Source organism: Aeromonas sp. 30P (genome assembly GCF_051919805.1).
Lineage (GTDB): Bacteria > Pseudomonadota > Gammaproteobacteria > Enterobacterales > Aeromonadaceae > Aeromonas > Aeromonas veronii.
The window spans coordinates 1396547-1416635 of the sequence record NZ_JBQBEA010000001.1; the positions used below are offsets into that span (position 1 = coordinate 1396547).

At 55.3% G+C, this 20089-nt stretch carries 17 protein-coding genes and 1 pseudogene; 11 read left to right on the forward strand and 7 right to left on the reverse strand.

The window, feature by feature from the left end; genetic code table 11:
• Window positions 1-890: 890 nt before the first annotated feature.
• On the reverse strand, window positions 891-1118 hold the full coding sequence (locus tag ACTG2B_RS06630; protein ID WP_080768707.1) for a helix-turn-helix domain-containing protein: 228 nt from the start codon (window positions 1116-1118) through the stop codon (window positions 891-893).
• A gap of 110 nt (window positions 1119-1228) precedes the next feature.
• On the opposite strand from ACTG2B_RS06630, the gene ACTG2B_RS06635 reads away from it, so the two are divergent.
• Both ACTG2B_RS06635 and ACTG2B_RS06640 read left to right on the forward strand, forming a co-directional pair.
• Window positions 1229-1468: a hypothetical protein gene (locus ACTG2B_RS06635; RefSeq protein WP_042024897.1), complete on the forward strand. Its 240-nt coding sequence runs from the start codon at window positions 1229-1231 to the stop codon at window positions 1466-1468.
• An 810-nt stretch (window positions 1469-2278) separates the two neighbouring features.
• Window positions 2279-3403: an HD-GYP domain-containing protein gene (locus ACTG2B_RS06640; RefSeq protein WP_439995403.1), complete on the forward strand. Its 1125-nt coding sequence runs from the start codon at window positions 2279-2281 to the stop codon at window positions 3401-3403.
• A gap of 165 nt (window positions 3404-3568) precedes the next feature.
• Here the strand turns inward: ACTG2B_RS06640 and ACTG2B_RS06645 are convergent, their stop codons facing one another.
• From ACTG2B_RS06645 to ACTG2B_RS06670, 6 genes are all read right to left on the reverse strand, one after another.
• On the reverse strand, window positions 3569-3754 hold the full coding sequence (locus tag ACTG2B_RS06645) for a hypothetical protein (protein WP_005338109.1): 186 nt from the start codon (window positions 3752-3754) through the stop codon (window positions 3569-3571).
• Between the two features lie 42 nt (window positions 3755-3796).
• Window positions 3797-4378 (reverse strand): NifB/NifX family molybdenum-iron cluster-binding protein, encoded by a 582-nt coding sequence (locus ACTG2B_RS06650; RefSeq protein ID WP_439995404.1) that lies wholly within the window; start codon window positions 4376-4378, stop codon window positions 3797-3799.
• Window positions 4375-4689, reverse strand: coding sequence for a DUF134 domain-containing protein (locus ACTG2B_RS06655; protein ID WP_429049166.1), 315 nt, complete (start codon window positions 4687-4689; stop codon window positions 4375-4377). The genes ACTG2B_RS06650 and ACTG2B_RS06655 overlap by 4 nt, the downstream gene beginning before the upstream one ends.
• Window positions 4690-4913: 224 nt before the next feature.
• Window positions 4914-6095: a dicarboxylate/amino acid:cation symporter gene (locus tag ACTG2B_RS06660; protein ID WP_005359180.1), complete on the reverse strand. Its 1182-nt coding sequence runs from the start codon at window positions 6093-6095 to the stop codon at window positions 4914-4916.
• Window positions 6096-6287: 192 nt separating this feature from the next.
• Window positions 6288-6767: a hypothetical protein gene (locus ACTG2B_RS06665; RefSeq protein WP_439995405.1), complete on the reverse strand. Its 480-nt coding sequence runs from the start codon at window positions 6765-6767 to the stop codon at window positions 6288-6290.
• A gap of 177 nt (window positions 6768-6944) precedes the next feature.
• Window positions 6945-7583, reverse strand: a complete 639-nt coding sequence (locus ACTG2B_RS06670) for a TetR family transcriptional regulator (RefSeq protein ID WP_204476519.1) — start codon at window positions 7581-7583, stop codon at window positions 6945-6947.
• A gap of 140 nt (window positions 7584-7723) precedes the next feature.
• Between ACTG2B_RS06670 and ACTG2B_RS06675 the strand changes: the two genes are divergently transcribed.
• The 9 genes and pseudogenes from ACTG2B_RS06675 (at window position 7724) to ACTG2B_RS06715 (ending at window position 20089) form a co-directional block, all read left to right on the forward strand.
• Window positions 7724-8917, forward strand: a complete 1194-nt coding sequence (locus ACTG2B_RS06675; RefSeq protein WP_058059855.1) for an efflux RND transporter periplasmic adaptor subunit — start codon at window positions 7724-7726, stop codon at window positions 8915-8917.
• 17 nt (window positions 8918-8934) lie between these two features.
• A complete protein-coding gene (locus ACTG2B_RS06680; protein WP_439995406.1) occupies window positions 8935-12084 on the forward strand; it encodes an efflux RND transporter permease subunit in 3150 nt (1049 codons plus the stop codon).
• A 616-nt stretch (window positions 12085-12700) separates the two neighbouring features.
• A pseudogene (locus tag ACTG2B_RS06685) lies at window positions 12701-13752 on the forward strand (GDP-mannose 4,6-dehydratase); the annotation flags it as partial.
• 87 nt (window positions 13753-13839) lie between these two features.
• Window positions 13840-15018, forward strand: a complete 1179-nt coding sequence (locus tag ACTG2B_RS06690; RefSeq protein WP_439995407.1) for a UDP-N-acetylglucosamine 4,6-dehydratase — start codon at window positions 13840-13842, stop codon at window positions 15016-15018.
• 9 nt (window positions 15019-15027) lie between these two features.
• Window positions 15028-16170, forward strand: a complete 1143-nt coding sequence (locus ACTG2B_RS06695) for a LegC family aminotransferase (protein WP_103252177.1) — start codon at window positions 15028-15030, stop codon at window positions 16168-16170.
• Window positions 16171-16172: 2 nt separating this feature from the next.
• The gene (neuC, locus tag ACTG2B_RS06700) at window positions 16173-17333 is read left to right on the forward strand and encodes a UDP-N-acetylglucosamine 2-epimerase (protein ID WP_005350280.1); all 1161 of its coding nucleotides are present in this window, start codon (window positions 16173-16175) and stop codon (window positions 17331-17333) included.
• Complete coding sequence (gene neuB / locus ACTG2B_RS06705; RefSeq protein WP_103252175.1) at window positions 17330-18403, forward strand: N-acetylneuraminate synthase; 1074 nt, start codon at window positions 17330-17332, stop codon at window positions 18401-18403. Before neuC ends, neuB begins: the two co-directional genes overlap by 4 nt.
• Window positions 18396-19025, forward strand: a complete 630-nt coding sequence (locus ACTG2B_RS06710; RefSeq protein ID WP_115520835.1) for an acetyltransferase — start codon at window positions 18396-18398, stop codon at window positions 19023-19025. The genes neuB and ACTG2B_RS06710 overlap by 8 nt, the downstream gene beginning before the upstream one ends.
• A gap of 11 nt (window positions 19026-19036) precedes the next feature.
• Entirely contained in the window at window positions 19037-20089 is a 1053-nt protein-coding gene (locus tag ACTG2B_RS06715) for a nucleotidyltransferase family protein (protein WP_115520836.1), read from the forward strand.

Sequence of the window (20089 nt, forward strand, 5' to 3'; positions counted from 1 at the left end):
CAACAAATCATATAGTAATAAGTTATTGATTTGCATGTGACTTTCTATTTTTACAACAAAATCTCTTAGATAATAGAGAATCACAACGCCTGCTTGCTTGAACCCTCTTTATATCAAGCAAAAAGTGGGCTGTCTGCCCGCGTTGTAAATGGTAAAACGAAGATGACTGCACAATTTCTCTACCTATGATTGTATCTGACATGAAAATATGTGACCTAGGATGCAAGAGTGCTCCAACGCCGTTTCGCTCTGCGTTGCAGTCCTATCTATTTCAGCCGGTAGGATCGTTCCCCATAGTTATTCGTCGCTGTACTGGTGGCAGAGTAGAAATGAGAGCTACGGGGTTGTGTATATGATTAAAACGAAATGTTAGCCAGCCCAGCTTGGCTGTACACTCAGAACTGGCTAACTATGAGCCAGAATACATTTTTTGGTGATATGGATAGGGCTTGAGATGGCAGATTGGATGATGCTGTACGATGCGGTGTAGCGATTCATACCGGTCGAGCTAAATTAATTTCAGCGCTCGATACGCTGTGTAATGCCTGTGCAGTCGAGTCTGAGTACACCAACCTCAGTATCATCGATATTTTCAGAATGCCCCCAAGCTCAGGGTTATTGTTTTCAATGGTTTTGTTGTGGTCAACAATGAGGGGATTGAGAAACCTGCCGGTTTCTAGTTGGCCGTCTGGACGATGCTTCTGATGACAACGAATGTGGTTTCGCCTGGCACTGGCTGAAACTGTACCAGACCAGACCAGACCAGACCAGACCAGACCAGACCAGACCAGACCAGACCAGACTTGGGTGGTTTGTATGCAGTTATAAGGTTAGGTGTTTGGCATGTTCGAGTTTATTGGCAGGCCATTTGGTTAGAGCAACAGCTATGGTTATGGCAGCAATGATGCAGGCGAGACCCCTAGGGCCTTGGCGATCTGATAAACTTTTTCCAGGGTTACCCTAGTTTCCCCACGTTCGATTTTTCCCATATGACCACGGTCTATACCAGCAATTAGTGCTAGTTTTTCCTGTTGCATACCTCGTGCAGACCGCAGCTCTCGTACATTTTTACCGAATGCAGTTGCGAGCATCGCCAGCTCAAACTCGTCAGAATCCATTTTATCTCCTCACTAGAGGATCTATGGTCTACGTTATACGGTGTGCTGTACACGGCTGTGAGTACACGCATATAATGACACTGCATATAAGCATCATTTCGAGGTGGAAAATGTCCAATCAGCAGATCGTTCTGAGCCAGAATCAAAAAAGTGGCACAGTGACACTAACCTTTCAAGATGCGGATTTCCTAGCCGCAGTAGGAGATTCTTTGAGAGTGGAGTCATTCGTACATGTCACTATCAATCAATCCGTATATGATGAATTTGTTAAGAGCATTATGGTTTCGTTTGTTGCCGAATTTATGGATTTTAAGCAGCAATGGCCGATACCTCAGGAGCTAAGAAAGTGAACAAGTCTCTGACATGATGGAGGGCATTCGGGTCTTTCTCGCGGTTTGCTGTATTGGTGGACTTATTTGTCGCTCATCCTCGTAAAGTAATGCCAACGTAGCCTCAGCTTCTTTGGATTATAACCGGCGCCAATTAGCGTTTTTATCGCCTTATGAGTCTCCATAGAGACGGACGTCATTAAGCACCTCTTTAATATCGGTAAACCCAACATAACATCCTAGCCTAGGCGTTCAGTCAGGATCCCATGCTCGATGCGGCTGAGGAGGTCGAGCACAGCCTGAGCGAGTTCGGGCGTATCCTGATGGTTGAACGGACGAACACCTCCTAGGTAACGGGATATATGATCCTGTGTTGAGCAACATGTCAGTACTACAGCTTGCAACTCCGGCACCGGTACAGTGATGGGAGCCCGCCAGCACAAGCCTTACTGACAGTATTAGCCATGGATTGGTCTTGTTGCTTTGGGGCAACCCAAGGAGACGAATCCTACTTTGGGGGCCTGTTTTGTGTTGGACATCGCTCAATCACTCTTAGGTGGCTCTTCTTTAAGGGCGCGGATTTTACCGGAATGGTTAACCAAAAACTATACAGCCAGCATGGCAGAACCGAACAATATCTCCGACCAGGCAAGATTGGGCTGCACCAGCAGTCGCTGATGACGCGCCCTTGGTAGGGCTATTGCCTCTGCCATGCAGGCTTGTTGTGGGGAAGCTGCTTTGTTGATTTTTCTGTCAATTTTGACGCTGTGGCGGGGAGAGCGTCAAAGGGAGTCACTATACTTCCATCACGGGGTCCCGTTGGAGAAGGCGATGGAAAGTTCATTTGGCGAAAAAATGCAGAGCGTACATGCCACGCTCAGGCAGCGCTTTGATAAGCTGAGTCGGGTGGCCATCGCGATTTACGATCCCCATACCGATCAGCTCAAGACCTTTGCCCACAGCACCGAGGGGCCCTCGCCGCTGGTGCAGTACGAGGTGAAGCTGAGCGATGTTCCCTCCCTGAGTTATCTGGCGGAGCACAAGCAGCCCCGGGTGCTCGGCAATCTGGATGCCCTGCGTGGCTCTGCGTCGGAGCACAGCCGCAAGGTACTGGAGGCGGGTTATGCCTCCAGCTATACCGAGCCGCTGCTGTTCAACAGCAAGCTGTTTGGCTTTCTGTTTTGTGATGCCATGGAACCGGGATACTTCGAGGAGCCGATCCGCAGCGAGCTGTCGGCCTATGCCCAGGCGATCTCGGCCATCATTGCGGTGGAGTTTTTCTCCATCCAGACCCTTGGCGGCGCGCTGACCACGGCGCGGGAGTTTAGCCGCTATCGGGATGAGGAGACCGCCAACCATCTGCACCGGATGTCGGCCTACTCCCGGCTGATCGCCAAGACGCTGGCCCCGACTTGCGGGCTGAGCGATGAGGAGGTGGAGTTTATCTACCTCTTCTCCGAGCTGCACGACATCGGCAAGATCGCGGTGCCGGATGCCATTTTGCTCAAGCCGGGCAAGCTGACGCCGGAAGAGTTCGAGATCATGAAGATCCACCCCGGCAAGGGGCGGGAGATGATCAGCCTGATGATCAACGAGTTTGGTCTCGATGGCATTCACCACACCGACATGCTGACCAATATCATCGCCAGCCATCACGAGCGCTTTGACGGCACCGGCTATCCGCTGGGGCTGGCGGGGGAGGCGATCCCGCTGGCGGCGCGCATCGTGACGGTGGCCGATGTGTTTGATGCCCTTACCAGCGAGCGCCCCTACAAGAAGGCATGGCCGTTCGAGACGGCATTTGCCTATCTGGAAGAGCATGCCGGCAGCCAGTTTGATCCCGCCTGTGTCGCCGCAGCCCTGCACAACAAGGCCGAGTTTTATGCCATCTATCAGCAGTATCAGGATCCGGCCTGCACTCCGAGTGTGGCGCGCAGCGGCGCCGAGCCGGGTTGAGCGCGTGTGATGAGCGTAAGGGCAAAGTGGCGGAACAAGCATGAATGAAAAGCGTAACAAGAGAGGGGGCACCAGCAGGTGCCCCCTCTCTTTTATGTGCCTCTCGATTCCACGCGCCTTTATTTTTCCGACCTTATCTCTGCGGCTATGGCGTGTGTGGTCAGGTTACTTTTTGGGCGTCGGCTCGCTGATTTGATAGAGGTGATCCGCGCAGGCGCTGGAGCAGCCACAGGGGCGCACCTCTTTATCTTCCCGTTTCTGGGCAAGCTGATATTGGCGCCACCAGATGATGGTGCCCATGGCCAGGATCAGCACGAACGAGGCGAGCAGGCTCAACAACCAGATGGACATGATCTCTTCTCCTTGATGGTGATGACATGCACGGCGATGGCATCAGTGATGATGGCAGCAACCGCCCTGCTGGTTGGCGCCTTCACTGCCGTGGCAACAAGTATGGCCTTGTCGTGAGCTCTCTGCCTGATTGCCACTACTGGCGCAACAGTGATCGGAGCCACTGTTGCAACCACCGTGACAATTCGCATGGCTGTGGCCTGTGCCGACGGGCTGGATGGCACGGATAGTCGCCTTGCTCTGATGACGGCGAGATGGACGCCCCTGACTGGCCTCGGTAAGAGGTTGCAAATTGGTGGGGGCCAGCAGCGCGGGCAGCGGCAGGCGGGCAGAGCGACACTGCAGCACCCGGATATTGGCCGCCAGCAGGCGCCCCAGCATTCGCTCGCCGATATTGCGCACCACCACCTGACCCACCTGATAATGGGCGAGGGCGTCGAGCAGCGCTTGCTTGCCGTGGCAACCTTCGGCGGCGGCCGGGTTAGCCAGGGTGGCGATAACGTTCCCTTCGGGGTTAAGAATTTGCAACTGCTCGGCACGGGTAAAGTGGCCAGCCAGCAACCCCTGACTCAGCATCAGGGCGCTGTTGCTGGGGTTGGTGGTCATGGTTGTGACAGCATTCATGTCGGCTCTTCTCCACTGGTTGGGTGGTCGGGCTCGGCGGGTTGCATCATCAATGCCTTGCCCAGACTCAGACACTCCACCACCTTGTAGCGCCCTTTTTTCAGGATATTGGCCAAGGTCTGGCGGGAGACCCCCATCACCAGGGCGGCCTCCTGCTGCTGCATTCCTTGAAGGTCGACGAGGCGCAGTGCCTCGAACTCGTCAGGGGCCAGCGTGACCTGTTCCAGCTGATGCATGGGGCGGCCGTTGGGTTTGAAGCAGCTGTTGGCGGGGTGGCCACAGATCTGGCGGGTAATCTTGGGTCTTGGCATGGTGGCTCCTAATTGGCATAAGCCATTTATACGCTCATATGTAGCATATGCCAATAATTTTGTCTGATGCAGAGGGTAGCGTCAGTGCTGTTTACGGTAGATAGGGGTAAAGAGAGGGGAGAGGAATACGCACAAAAGCTGTGAAGGTGGCAGAAACGATGCAGGCCCGAACATGGTTCGGGCCTGCGGTTTTGCAGAGGATGGCGGTTGCCTTCCCGACGAGCTTACGCCTGTTCGGCCTCGGCCACTGGAGCGGCGCTCTCGCTGCCATTGGCGAAGCGATCCGCCCACAGGGCAATCACGCCGTCACCGGTGACGTTGCAGGCGGTGCCGAAGCTGTCTTGCGCCAGATAGAGGGCGATCATCAGGGCGATGGAGGCTTCACCGAAACCGAGCATGGAGGTGAGCAGGCCCAGCGCCGACATCACGCCACCACCCGGCGCGCCTGGAGCGGCGATCATGATCACCCCCAGCATCATGATGAAGGGGAGCATGGTCTCGATGCCCGGAATTGCCAGATGCTCGGAGAGGAACATCACCGCGGTGGCACAGGTGACCAGGGTAATGGTGGAGCCACAGAGGTGAATGGTGGCACACAGCGGCACGGTGAAGTTGGCGATACCGTCGCTCACGCCGTTGTTCTTGCTCGATTGCAGAGCTACCGGAATGGTGGCGGCGCTCGACATGGTCCCCAGCGCAGTGAAGTAGGCGGGCAGCATGTTCTTGATGAGCTGTGCCGGTGAGCGGCCAAGGGCCAGACCGGTACCCACGAACAGTACGGAGAGCCAGATCCAGTGCATCAGGATGGCCATCACCAGCACTACGCCGAAGGTTTTCAGGGTAGCGAATACGGTGCCTTCTACCGTCATTTCGACAAAGACGCCGGCGATATAGAACGGCAGCAGCGGGATGATCACCTTGGCCAGCAGGCGGTCGATGATGTCACGACCCTGATCGGCGACCCGGCGCAGATCGGTGGCCTGGGTGGCGCTGATCCCGATGCCGAACACGAAGGCGGCGGCCAGTGCCGACATCACGCCAAACAGCGGCGGGATCTCCAGATTGACGTAGGAGGCGAGTTTGATAGCCGTGGCCGTGGTGGGCTCGGCGGCGGTGGTGAACTGCGGGATCAGGTGGCTCGCCACGGTAAAGGCGAACAGCCCCGCCAGAATGGTGGAGCAATATGAGAGGGCCACGGTTTTGCCCAGCAGCTTGCCGGAGTTTTTCGGCAGGCTGGCGATGCCGCTCATGATAAAGAACAGAATGATGAGCGGAATGGTGAAGGTGATCAGCTGACCTATCACTGTCTTGGCCGTAAACAGCACGCGCGCCACCCACTCAGGGGCGTAGAGACCGAGCAAGAGACCGGCAAGGATGCCAGCAATGAGTTTCAGGACAAGTTTCATAAGGAAATCCGGAGTTGGTTGTATTGTCTGTTTTGTTATTAAAATTTGATATTAATCACACTTTTTAACACGTAAGCCGTGTTATGTCTGCCTTTTCTGCGTTAACGCCGAGTTAAATATTGTCGAAGGTCAAGATCGCCGACTAGCTGTCGGCTTGGCGTTGAACTGGAAAATTCGTGATGAATTAGCCCGTTAGGTGGCCTGATGATCGCCACGCAGCAACATGACGTACTGGCTGGCGTGTTGACTTGTGCATGATGGCGTGTTGGTCGAGGCGGTTTCCATCGGCGCCAGTTGCAGCGCTATCCCGGATGTGGTGACCAGTTGCTGTAGCTCATCGTGACTTATCTTGCCGCTTGGCTGTAGGGGGAAGCAGAGCGGAGCACCCGCTTTAAGCAGGGTCGCCAGCTGTTGCAACTGGGGGACAAGGGTGGCCGCGTCGCTATCAAGCGGGCGGCTCAGCCAGATGCCATCGTAAGGGAGCACCGAGTGCATCTTCGCCAGCGGGCAGATCCGCACTGCTTGCCCGGATTGCTGCGAGGCAACTTTGGCGTCAGCCAGCACAGCGTCACAGGCGGTGACCACATACCCTTCTGCACGCAGCCAGCACAGATCCTCCCCCGTACCGCACTGACCATTGAGCAGGTGAGCACCGGGTTTGAGACGTGCCACAAAGGCAGCCCGAGCGCGGGCGTGCTGGTCGTTCAAGGGCCGGGAAGCGGGGATAGCGTCAGAGTGTGGCACAGGGGTTACCTCAAGCAGGGGGCGCACAGGGTAACAAATCGGGGCCTGACTGCCAAAGCGCGCGGTCAGGCCCCGTTTTGGATGGATGGGAGTTGCCGGAGCCGGTTAGCGGCCGCAGGCAGGCCCGTGGGGCTGGGCCAGCATGGTGAACATGCTCTCTATCAGGAAGGCTGATTCACTCTGCAGGTCGATCCGGCCCGGAAAGTGGAGCCAGTTGATGATGTAGCCATCCAGAGTGCAGTGGAGCAGGGTGGCGGCGCGCTGCAGGTTGAGGTTGGCGGGCAGCTGGCCCCGTCGTACCGCATTGGCCAGGGTGGTCTCCAGGTCCCGAAAGAAGTTGGCGGACTGGCTGCGGATATGTTCGCGCAGTGAGATGGCTTCCCCCTCCAGCGATTCGAGATTGAACAGTATGGTGAACATCTGCCGCTGGGCCGGATTGTGAATGAAGCTGTGGAGCACCCCTTCGAAGAAGAGGCGCAGTTGCCCCAGCGGATCCGGCTCATCTGGGTTGAGGCAGGCGTCGAGCTGATGGGCGAGGGGGCTGCAGAGCTCCTGCCAGAGCGAAATGAAGAGTTCATCCTTGTTCTTGAAGTGCCAATAGATGGCCCCGCGGGTCAGGTCTGCCGCCCTGGCGATGTCGGTCAGGCTGGTCTTGGCCAGGCCCTGAGAGCAGAACAGATCCAGCGCCGTGCTCATGATGTGGCAGCGGGTTTGCTGCGCCTCTTCTTTGGTTCGTCTGGCCATCGAAATTTGTGCCTCATGCAAGCAAAAAGTCACTTACATACATTTATGAATGTATGTATATTGCCTCATCTTTCGACTATTTACCAACAGGGCCCGTGTGGCCCTGATTGTTCATTGACTGGCAAAGGCTCAGGTGTTTCATGCATAAACATATTCTTGCTCGTTCAGTTGGTCTTGCCTTGCTGGCTACAGGCTTGCTGGCAGGTTGTGGTGACAAGGGGGGCGCACCCCAGGGACAGGGCGGCATGCCCCCTGCGGCGGTCAACGTGGTGACCCTGCAGAGCGGTCCGCTGATGCTGACCACCGAGTTGACCGGTCGCAGTGCCCCGTTGCGGGTGGCCGAAGTGCGTCCGCAGGTGAGCGGCATCATCCTCAAGCGCCTCTTTACCGAGGGGAGCGATGTGAAGGCGGGCGATCTGCTCTATCAGATCGATCCGGCTGTCTATCAGGCGGCGGTTGCCAGCGCCAAGGCCAATCTGGCCAAGGCCGAGGCTAACGAGCAGAGTGCCCGCCTCAAGGCGCAGCGCTATCAGGAGCTGCTCAAGGTCAAATCCATCAGCCGTCAGGACTATGACGACGCCGACGCCAGCTGGAAGCAGGCCAAGGCGGAGATCATGGCGAGCAAGGCGGCCCTGCGCACTGCCGAGATCAATCTCGGCTACACCCGCATCACTGCCCCCATCAGTGGCCGCATCGGTAAATCCGCGGTGACCGAGGGAGCGCTGGTGACTGCCCAGCAGGCTGACAGCCTGACCGCCATTCAGCAGCTCGATCCCATGTATGTGGATGTGCGTCAGTCCACCGCTGATCTGCTGCGCCTCAAGCGACTGGTCGCCGAGGGCAAGCTGACCCAGGACGAGCAGAAAGGGGCCAAGGTGACCTTCCAGCTGGAAGATGGCTCCACTTATGGCGAAGAGGGCTCGCTGCAGTTCTCCGATGTGACCGTGGATGAGACCTCCGGCATGGTGACCCTGCGAGTGATTGTGCCCAACCCTCATCAGCTGCTGCTGCCCGGCATGTTTATGCGCGCGACCCTGCAAGAGGGTGAGCGGGCGCAAGGGCTGCTGGTGCCGCAAACTGCCGTGACTCGCACCCCCAACGGCGGCGCAACCGTGATGGTGGTGACCGCTGACAACAAGGTGGTGCTGCGCAACGTGCAGCTGAGCCGGGTCGTCGGCAGCAACTGGGTGGTGGAGTCAGGGCTCACCTCCGGCGAGCGGGTGATCGTGGCTGGCTTGCAGAAAGTACGACCGGGCGCCGTGGTCAATCCCGCCGAGCAGGGTGCTGATGCACCGTCTGCTCAAGCTGCGTCCAACACCCCGGCCAACAAGTAGGATGGAGTAATCGCCTCATGGCTCGATTTTTTATAGATAGACCCATTTTTGCCTGGGTGATCGCGCTGGTGATCATGCTGGCGGGCAGTCTGGCCATCATCAAATTGCCGGTCGCCCAGTATCCGAGCATTGCGCCGCCCGCTGTCGGTATTTCCGCCAGCTATCCGGGCGCATCCGCCAAAACGGTGGAAGACTCGGTGACCCAGATCATCGAACAGAACATGACCGGGCTGGATCACCTGCTCTACATGTCTTCACAGTCTGACTCCGCGGGGCGGGTGTCGGTGACCCTCACCTTCCAGCCGGGAACCGACCCCGATATCGCCCAGGTACAGGTGCAGAACAAGCTGCAACAAGCGATGTCGCTGCTGCCGCAAGAGGTGCAGCAGCAGGGGATCCGGGTACAGAAGACCTCCAGTAGCTTCCTGATGGTCGCGGCCTTCATCTCCAGCGATGGCAGCATGAACAACGACGACCTGGCGGACTATGTGGTCTCCAACATCAAGGAGCCTCTGAGTCGTCTGGACGGGGTAGGGGACATCACCTTGTTCGGCAGCCAGTACTCCATGCGGGTCTGGCTCGATCCCAACAAACTCAACCGGGTGCAGATGACACCGGGTGATGTGCAGGCGGCCATCAAGGCGCAGAACGCCCAGGTGGCGTTCGGCAAGCTGGGCGGTACTCCGTCGGTGGAAGATCAGCAGTTCACCGCCACCATCATGGGGCAAACCCGGCTCTCTACCGTGGAGCAGTTCAACGACATCCTGCTGCGGGTGAATCAGGATGGCTCCAAGGTACGGCTGAAAGATGTGGCCCGGGTTGAGCTGGCGGGCGAAAGCTATGACGCCGATGCGCTCTACAACGGTCAGTCTACCGCCGCGGTCGCCATCAAGCTGGCGACCGGCGCCAACGCGCTGGATACCGCCGAGAAGGTGCGTGCCAAGCTCAATGAGCTGTCGGATTACTTCCCGGCCAACATGGAGATCGTCTACCCCTACGACACCACGCCGTTTGTGAAGATCTCCATCGAGGAGGTGGTGCAGACCCTGATCGAGGCGATCTTCCTGGTGTTCTGCGTCATGTATCTGTTCCTGCAGAACTTCCGCGCCACCCTGATCCCGACCATTGCGGTGCCTGTGGTGCTGCTCGGTACCTTCGGGGTGATGGCGGCGTTCGGCTTCTCCATCAATACCCTCACCATGTTCGGCATGGTGCTGGCCATCGGCCTGCTGGTGGATGACGCCATCGTGGTGGTAGAGAACGTGGAGCGGCTGATGAGCGAGGAGGATCTCTCCCCGCTGCAAGCGACCCGCAAGTCGATGACCCAGATCACCGGCGCGTTGGTGGGGATCGCCCTGGTGCTCTCTGCCGTGTTCGTGCCGATGGCCTTTTTCGGCGGCTCGACTGGCGCCATCTATCGCCAGTTCTCGCTGACCATCGTCTCGGCCATGGTGCTGTCGGTGCTGGTGGCGTTGATCCTGACACCGGCCCTTTGTGCCACCCTGCTCAAGCCGATGAAACATGGCGAGTTTGGGGCCAAGCGCGGCTTCTTTGGTTGGTTCAACCGCGCCTTTGATGCCGGTACCAATCGCTATCAGAGTGGCGTGCGCAAGGTGATCAAGCAGGGCGTGCGCTACAGCCTGATCTACGGCGCCATGCTGGCGGTGTTGGCTGTGCTCTTTATGCGGATGCCCACCTCCTTCCTGCCGGAAGAGGATCAGGGGGTCATCATGTCCATGGTGCAACTGCCGGTGGGGGCCACTAAGCAGCGCACCGAGGTGGTGCTGGCAGACATGCGCGACTACTTCCTGAAAAACGAGAAGGATAACGTTGACTCCGTACTGACCGTATCCGGCTTCAGCTTCGCCGGTAGTGGCCAGAACGCGGGTATGGCCTTTATCAAGCTCAAGGACTGGAGCGAGCGCAAGAGCCCGGATCGCAGCGCCAATGCCATCATCGGCCGCGCCATGGGCTATCTGTTCAGCATCAAGGAGGCGCAAGTGTTCGCCTTTAACCTGCCTCCGATCCCGGAGCTGGGTACGGCGACCGGTTTTGACTTCTTCCTGCAGGATCGCGGCGGTATCGGTCACGACAAGCTGATGGCGGCGCGTAACCAGCTGCTCGGCATGGCGTCGCAGGATCCCACTTTGGTGCGGGTGCGTCCGAACGGGATGGAAGATACGCCGCAGCTCGATATCAAGATCGACTACGAGAAGGCACTGGCGCAGGGGCTATCCATCGCCGATATCAACAACACCCTGGCTACCGCCTGGGGCTCGTCCTACGTTAATGACTTCGTTGACCGTGGCCGGATCAAGAAGGTCTACATGCAGGCGGATGCCCCCTTCCGGATGAACCCGGAAGATCTCAAGCTCTGGTATGTGCGCAACAGTGCCGGTCAGATGGTGCCCTTCTCCGCCTTTGCCAGCACCGAGTGGAGCTTCGGCTCGCCGCGTCTGGAGCGTTACAACGGTGTGCCGGCGATGGAGATCGTCGGTGAGGCGGCGCCCGGCAAGAGTACCGGTGATGCGATGGCCGCCATCGAGCAGATGGTGAAACAGCTACCGGAAGGGGTGGGCATCGAGTGGACCGGGCTCTCCTTCCAGGAGCGTCAGGCCGGTTCACAGGCACCTGCGCTCTACGCGATCTCGCTGCTGGTGGTGTTCCTCTGTCTGGCTGCCCTCTACGAGAGCTGGAGCATTCCGTTCTCGGTGATGTTGGTGGTGCCGCTCGGGATACTGGGGGCCATTGTGGCTGCTACCCTGCGCGGGCTGGAGAACGACGTCTACTTCCAGGTCGGCCTGCTCACGACCATCGGCTTGTCGGCGAAGAACGCGATTTTGATCGTGGAATTTGCCAAAGAGCTCTATGACAAAGGGATGGGACTGGGCGAGGCGGTGGTGGAGGCGGCGCGTCTGCGTCTGCGTCCAATCCTGATGACCTCGCTCGCCTTTATCCTCGGGGTGCTGCCGCTGGTGATCAGCTCCGGCGCCGGTGCCAGCAGCCGTAACGCCATCGGTACCGGCGTGATGGGGGGGATGATCAGCGCTACCGTACTGGCCATCTTCTTCGTACCCCTCTTCTTCGTATTGGTGATGCGTTACTTCACTAGCCACAAGAGTAAAGAGGCGCGCATGGCTGCAGCAGTTGAGTCAAAAGGTGACTGAGCAAAAGCGTGTCCATCTGTTCTGAGCGATAGATCACAATTTGATAAATGAGTCAGTTAAAGCTGACTATAAAATGGGGCAACGTGAGCGGTTGCCCCATTTTTTTCACCTGAAAAACGGTAACTTGGCTGTGATCTGTTCGATTTTGAAAGGTGATTCGGATGAGTTCATCAAGTGCTTTCGGTTCTCCATCGAATCTTGATTCAAAACCCTTGATGAAGGCACTTTTTGGTGTGCAGGTTTACAGAAAACGAGATAGAATCTGCCCCTTATCGGGCTGGTAGACTATGTGTCGTTTGGTTTGGTATCCCTCTTTTGGCTATAAAATGCGAGCGGGTAACACTGTTATCGACCATCAAAACATAAAAATGCTGGAGGACAAGATGACCAACAGCAAACAAAATTCGGTTAAAAGCAGCAAATTGGGGGCTGTAACCCAAGGGCGGTAGCCATGGTGTTATCCTGAGTTTTGTTCAACCTATATGCACAACGGCTGTTGTGGTGCAGTCTTGGCAATACACGTTATTTATTGATTTTTAGTGCTAATACAGCTGTTTTCTGTTCCATACCCCGATACCCAATTCCGTATTCACTCCTCGCAAGAGAACGCATATCTATGAAAATTCTCGTTACCGGTGGCGCAGGCTTTATTGGTTCTGCCGTAGTGCGCCATATCATCCGTGATACTCAGGATGCCGTTATCAATCTCGATAAACTCACCTATGCCGGCAATCTGGAATCCCTGGCCGATGTATCGTCAAGCGAGCGTTATGTGTTTGAGCAGGTGGATATCTGCAATCGCGCCGAACTGGATAGGGTGTTTGCCCTGCACCAGCCGGATGCCGTGATGCATCTGGCCGCCGAGAGCCATGTTGACCGCTCTATTACAGGGTCGGCCCACTTAATCGAGACCAATATCGTTGGCACCTATATTTTGTATTTTGCTGGAAGCGGCTCGCGATTATTGGAACGGTCTGGACGAGGTACGCAAGGCGGCCTTCCGCTTCGATCATATCTCCACCGACGAGGTGTATGGCGATCTGCCCCATCCATGTGAGTTCCTTATTCCCTCTCCCTCGGTGGGAGAGGAGTGAGGTGAGGGGGAAAAACTCCCGCTCTTTACCGAAACTACCCCCTTACGCCTCCAGCATCCCTTTTCTGCCTCCAAAGCCTCCAGCGACCATGCGATGTCCGTTTGGCGCCAAACATGCGACGGGGGCCCGTATTGTTGAGCAACTGCTCGAACAATTACGGGCCTTGGCAAAATGCGGAAAAACTGATTCTAAAAATGATCGCCCATGCCTTGGTGGGCAAGTCAATCCCTCTTTATGATTAGGGAGGTCGGAGCTGCGACTGGCTCTATGTGGAGGATAATGTCAGAGCACTGTTGCTGTTGCTGGTGCTGGTGCTGGTGCTGACCAAAGGGCGAGTGGGAGATTGCTCGACGAACTGGTCCCCTTGTCCCCATGTCCTCTTGAGGGAGAAAAGCCCGGGGAAAAGGTGAAAAGCTATCAGGATCAAATCACCCATGTGGCCGACAGGCCCGGCCATGACCGTCGTAACGCCATTGATGCCGGCAAAATAGCCACTGAATTGAAATGGCTGCCGCAGGAGAGTTTTGAGTCAGGATTGTCCAAGACGATTACCTGGCATCTCTCGCAAATGCGCGACATTGATTGAATTCATCATTGATTTATTGCACGTCCTGCTTGGACTGAACTTGAGATTGGTATCTTTTATATGAAGAGTAATATTTTGAGTCTCATTGGTCGAAATAAAGACCTGTTCGTTGATGACATCGGCAAAAATGAGCAACAGCTGTCTGATATCGTCAGCCAGTCCAGTTTTCTTGTTCTTGGTGGCGCCGGTTCTATTGGCCAGGCGGTAACCAAAGAGATCTTCAAGAGAAATCCACGTAAATTGCATGTGGTCGATATCAGCGAGAACAACATGGTCGAGCTGGTGCGCGATATCCGCAGCTCGTTCGGGTATATCGATGGTGATTTCCAGACGTTCGCCTTGGATATCGGCTCCATTGAATATGACGCCTTTATCAAAGCTGACGGCGCCTATGATTACGTGCTCAACCTTTCTGCGCTCAAGCATGTACGCAGCGAAAAAGACCCCTTCACGTTGATGCGTATGATTGACGTCAATGTGTTCAACACGGATAAAACCATCCAGCATTCCATCGACATAGGGGTTAAAAAGTATTTCTGTGTCTCGACTGACAAAGCAGCCAATCCGGTCAACATGATGGGGGCGTCCAAGCGCATCATGGAGATGTTCCTGATGCGCCGTAGCGAACAGATTGCCATTTCAACCGCGCGCTTTGCCAACGTGGCCTTCTCCGATGGCTCCTTGTTGCATGGCTTCAACCAGCGTTTGCAAAAGCGTCAGCCCATCGTCGCCCCCAACGACATCAAACGCTACTTCGTGACCCCCCAAGAGTCCGGTGAGCTGTGCCTGATGTCCTGCATCTTCGGTGAGAACAGGGATATCTTCTTCCCCAAGCTCAGCGAATCCCTGCACCTGATTACCTTCGCCGAAATCGCCGTGAAGTATCTGGAGCAGCATGGTTACAAGCCATATCTGTGCAAGGATGAGGATGAAGCCAGAGCCCTGATGGCGAGCCTGCCTGAGCAGGGGATGTGGCCCTGCCTCTTTACCGAGAGCGACACCACGGGTGAAAAAGACTTCGAAGAGTTCTTCACGGACAAGGAAGTGCTGGATATGGCCCGGTTCGAGAACTTGGGCATCATCAAGAATGAACCCTCATATCAGAATGCTCTGCTCAACCATTTCGAGCAGAGCATCGCGGCCATGAAAATAAAACGCGCCTGGGATAAGAAAGAGATCGTCGAGCTGTTCTTCGCCATGATCCCGGATTTTGGTCATAAAGAGACAGGCAAATATCTCGATGGCAAGATGTAAGGGATCGGTATGCATACTCAATTAATTCGTTTTATTCGTGATACCTACAAAACCGATGATTTCATTCCTCTTCACGCCCCGACCTTTGCCGGCAACGAACGTCAATATGTTATGGACACGCTGGAAAGCACCTTCGTTTCCAGCGTCGGTGCCTATGTTGAGCAGTTCGAGCAGCAAATAGCCAACTTTACCGGTTCAGCCCGTGCCGTTGCCACCATGAATGGCACGGCGGCGCTGCACATCGCGCTCTACATGGCTGGTGTGCAGGCAGGCGATCTGGTGATCACCCAGCCCCTGACCTTTGTGGCGACCTGCAATGCCTTGTATCACATGGGTGCAGACCCCGTGTTCGTCGATGTATCACGACAGAGCCTGGGTCTGTGCCCCATTGCCTTAGCCCACTGGCTGGAAGAGCATGCTTCTCACACTGAGACAGGTGCCATCCACAAGGCAAGTGGACGCCGCCTCAAAGCAGTCGTACCCATGCACACCTTTGGTCATCCGGTTGAACTCGATGAGATTCAGGCCGTGTGCGAGGCCTGGGGCATCGCCTTGGTGGAAGATGCTGCCGAGAGCCTTGGTTCCTACTACAAAGGCAAACACACGGGGACGCTGAGCGCGTTTTCCGCCCTGAGCTTCAATGGCAACAAGATCATCACCACGGGTGGTGGTGGCATGGTGCTTTGCCAGAATGCCGAACAGGGGGCGCGCACCAAGCACATCACCACCACCGCCAAGGTGCCCCATCCGTTCGAGTTCTATCATGATGAACCCGGTTTTAACTACCGGATGCCCAATCTAAATGCGGCCCTCGGATGTGCCCAGATGGAAGCCCTGCCGCAATTCCTAGCGCAAAAGCGGGCGCTTGCCATGCACTATGCCGAGTTCTTCAAGGGACAGGCATGTCAGTTTGTGACTGAGCCTTCTTATGGACGCTCCAACTACTGGCTCAATGCGATTGTCTGTGAAGATCAAACCCAGCGGGATACGTTGCTGACCGAGCTGAACAAGGCTGGTGTCATGACCCGGCCTGTATGGAAACTGATGCATCGCCTGCCCATGTTCTCTCATGCCTTGCGTGGGGAGCTTAACAATGCCGAATGGTTGGAAGCCCATCTGATCAACCTGCCCAGCTCGCCTGTCGAGGTCTGAATATGGCCAACACCATTGCCGTCTTTACCGGTACTCGCGCCGAATACGGGCTGCTCTATTGGTTGATGAAAGACATTGCGGCCGATCCCGAGCTGGATCTCAGACTTATTGTTTCAGGTACGCACTTGTCTCCCGAGTTTGGCCTGACTTATCAGCAGATAGAGCAAGATGGCTTCAAGATCGATGAGCGCATCGAGATGCTGCTCTCTTCCGACACCTCGGTTGGTGTGGTCAAAAGCATGGGCGTGGCTTTGCTCGGTCTGGCAGACGCATTGGCGCGGCTGCAGCCCGATGTGTTGGTGATCCTCGGAGATCGCTTTGAAGCCTTAGCTGCCGCCCAAACGGCTATGTTGCAACGCATACCTGTTGCTCACCTTCATGGTGGTGAGATAACCGAAGGGGCCTATGATGACGCCATCCGCCATGCCATTACCAAGTTGAGCTACCTGCATTTCACGGCTGCCGAGCCCTATCGACAGCGTGTCATTCAGTTGGGGGAGGCACCTGAGCGGGTGTTCAACGTAGGTGCCGTCGGTCTGGACCACATCATCAAGACACCGCTGCTGTCCATGGACGAGCTGCAATCCTCTCTTGGGTTTACGTTGGGCTCACCGTTCTTCGTGGTGACCTATCACCCCGTGACTCTGGCCGATGAGCCGGCCAGGGAGAGTTTCAGTGCCTTGCTGGCGGCGTTGGATAACTATCCAGACCACCAGGTCATCCTGACGTACCCGAATGCAGATGACGGTGGTCGAACCATCATTCCACTGCTTGAGCAGTATGCGGCAGCCAATCCTGCACGCGTGCTGGCCATTCCGTCTTTGGGTTATAGGCGTTACCTGAGCGCGGTGAAACACAGTGCCGTCGTGATCGGCAACTCGTCGAGCGGCATCATCGAAGTGCCTTCTCTGGGTGTTCCGACCATCAATATCGGCCAACGCCAACAAGGGCGCCTGGCAGCAAAGAGTGTGCTTCATTGCGACGCGAAGGCTGAGGCCATTACGCAATGCATTGCCAAGGCCTTGCAGCCTATGGGCCCGGATGCTTATGTCAATCCTTATGGTGCAGGGGACGCCAGCGGCCAAATCGTGGCACGCCTGAAGCATTTTGCCATCCCCACCATCAAACAGTTCCATGATCTCGACAGGAGTCCGTCGCCATGATCCGCATCATCGCCGAAGCCGGCGTCAACCATAATGGCGACGAAGCACTCGCCGTGGCACTGATCGATGCTGCCCACCGGGCAGGCGTCGATGTCGTCAAGTTTCAGACCTTCAAGGCGGCCAATCTGGTGACCCGCCAAGCCAAGCAGGCCGCTTATCAAACCACCAACACCGGCAAGGAAGAGAGTCAGCTTGCGATGCTCTCCCGCCTTGAGCTTTCGTTCGATGCCCATCTTCGTCTGATCGCCCATTGCGAGTCTCTCGGTATCGCGTTTTTGTCTACCGCCTTCGATACCGAGAGCCTGGACTTTCTGGTGAACCGGTTGAAGTTGCAGACCCTCAAGGTCCCGTCCGGGGAACTGACCAATGCGCCTTTCGTACTGGCCCATGCTCGCACCGGCTGCGAGTTGATCGTCTCGACCGGTATGGCCACGTTGGCAGAAGTGGAGGCGGCCCTGGGGGTGATAGCCTTCGGATTGACCGCGCCGCAGGATGCGCAGCCCGGTGAGGCCGCCTTCATGGCTGCCTATGCCAGCGAGGCTGGTCAGGCCGCTCTTGCCAACAAGGTGACCCTGCTGCATTGCACGACCGAGTATCCAGCGCCCATGGTGGATATCAACCTCAAAGCCATGGATACCCTGTCGCACGCCTTCCGGTTGCCGGTCGGTTATTCGGATCACAGCCAAGGCATCACCATCCCTGTAGCGGCTGTAGCCCGGGGAGCCTGCCTCATCGAGAAGCACTTCACTCTTGATCGCAACATGGAAGGACCTGATCACAAGGCCTCTCTTGAGCCCGATGAACTGGCCGCCATGGTGAAAGGGATCCGCGATGTGGAGCTGGCACTGGGAGATGGTATCAAGGGACCGCGCCCGAGCGAGATCAAGAACAAGGAGATCGCACGCAAGAGTCTGGTGGCTGCCTGCGACATTGAGGAGGGCACCATCCTCTGTGCCGACAACCTCGCCATCAAACGTCCGGGTGACGGCATGAGCCCTTATGCTTACTGGCAGCTTCTGGGACAACCTGCGAAGCAGGCCTATCAGGCAGGTGAGCCTATCCATGAATAAACCGCTCATCGTCCTCGGGGCTGGCGGACATGCCTCGGTGCTGGTCGACATGCTGCGCAGCCAGGGAGTGGTTCCCATCGCCCTAGTTGCGCCCGCTGCAGGTACACTGCGCGCCGCGCTGGCTGATATTCCCTTCTGGCATGATGAGAAAATACTGACCTACCATCCGGATAAGGTGGTGTTGGTCAATGGCATCGGCTCCCTGCCGGGCAATCCGCTGCGCGCCACGCTGTTTGCCCGTTATCGCGCCCTTGGTTACCGCTTTGCAAGCGTCGTTAGCGCACAGGCCATGGTCTCTGACTACGCTGTGCTGGAAGAGGGTGCCCAAGTCATGGCGGGGGCCATCATTCAAGCTGGTACCCAAATAGGTGCAAACAGCATCATCAATAGTGGCGCCATCGTGGATCACGACTGCCGTCTAGGTGATGACAACCACATCGCACCAGGTGCGGTGTTATCCGGCGGTGTAGTAACAGGCGAAAGAGTCCATATCGGCACGGGGGCCGCAGTGATCCAGAATATCAAAATTGGTTCTCATACTGTGGTTGGTGCTGGTGCAACTGTTGTTAAAGACCTCGCAAACAACCAAGTTTTATATGTGGCCAAATCATTTTTACGGTAAGGGACTTGTTAATGAGCTATGACTGGAAGAATATTTTAATTAAGCCAGACCAGCCTATACGTGATGCTTTACAATTAATAGATAGTGAATCATTGCGGATAGCTCTTGTTGTTGATGATCAATTCAGCTTGCTGGGAGTTGTTACTGATGGTGATGTCAGGCGTGGACTTCTAAAAAATTTAAGTATTAACAGTCCAGTTTATATGGTAATGAATACTAAACCATTAACTGCAAAACTGGGGACTGCACGTAAAGAATTAGTTAAATTTATGGAGAAAGAGCAGCTTCTCGCTATTCCTTTAATGGATGGAGATAAGGTTGCTGGCTTAGAAACATTGCAAAGAGTGGGGCAATGCTCAAAATATCAAAACCCAGTTTTTATAATGGCAGGGGGCTTTGGGACGCGGTTAAGACCTTTAACGGATAATTGCCCTAAGCCTATGTTGAAAGTGGGTGATAAGCCTATTTTAGAAATATTAATTAATAGTTTTGTTAAGGCTGGCTTTGTAAATTTTTATATTTCTACTCATTATCTTCCTGAAATGATTCGTGACTATTTTGGTGACGGTTCGAAGTGGAATGTAAAAATTAATTATGTGCACGAAGAAGAACCATTAGGTACGGGCGGTGCGCTCGGCTTATTACCCTGTGATACCCCTGAGCTGCCTCTGATTTTAATTAATGGTGATGTTTTAACTAATGTTGATTTTGAGCGTGTACTTGAATTTCATAATAAGCATGCTGCTGCAGCAACAATGTGCGTGAGAGATTATGAGTATCAAGTTCCATTTGGTGTGATACAAGGTGAAGGTAATAAAATTATTAGCATGGTAGAAAAACCAGTACAACGATTTTTTGTTAATGCTGGCATCTATATTGTGAGTCCTAAAATTCGAAGTTTTGTACGACAAAATATTCGTATCGATATGCCTACTTTATTAGAGCAATCTATATCGCAACAGCAAAATGTTTTAATGTTTCCAATACATGAATATTGGCTTGATATTGGCAGAATTGAAGATTACAACAGAGCACAAACAGACATTATGAATTTGGAGTTCTGA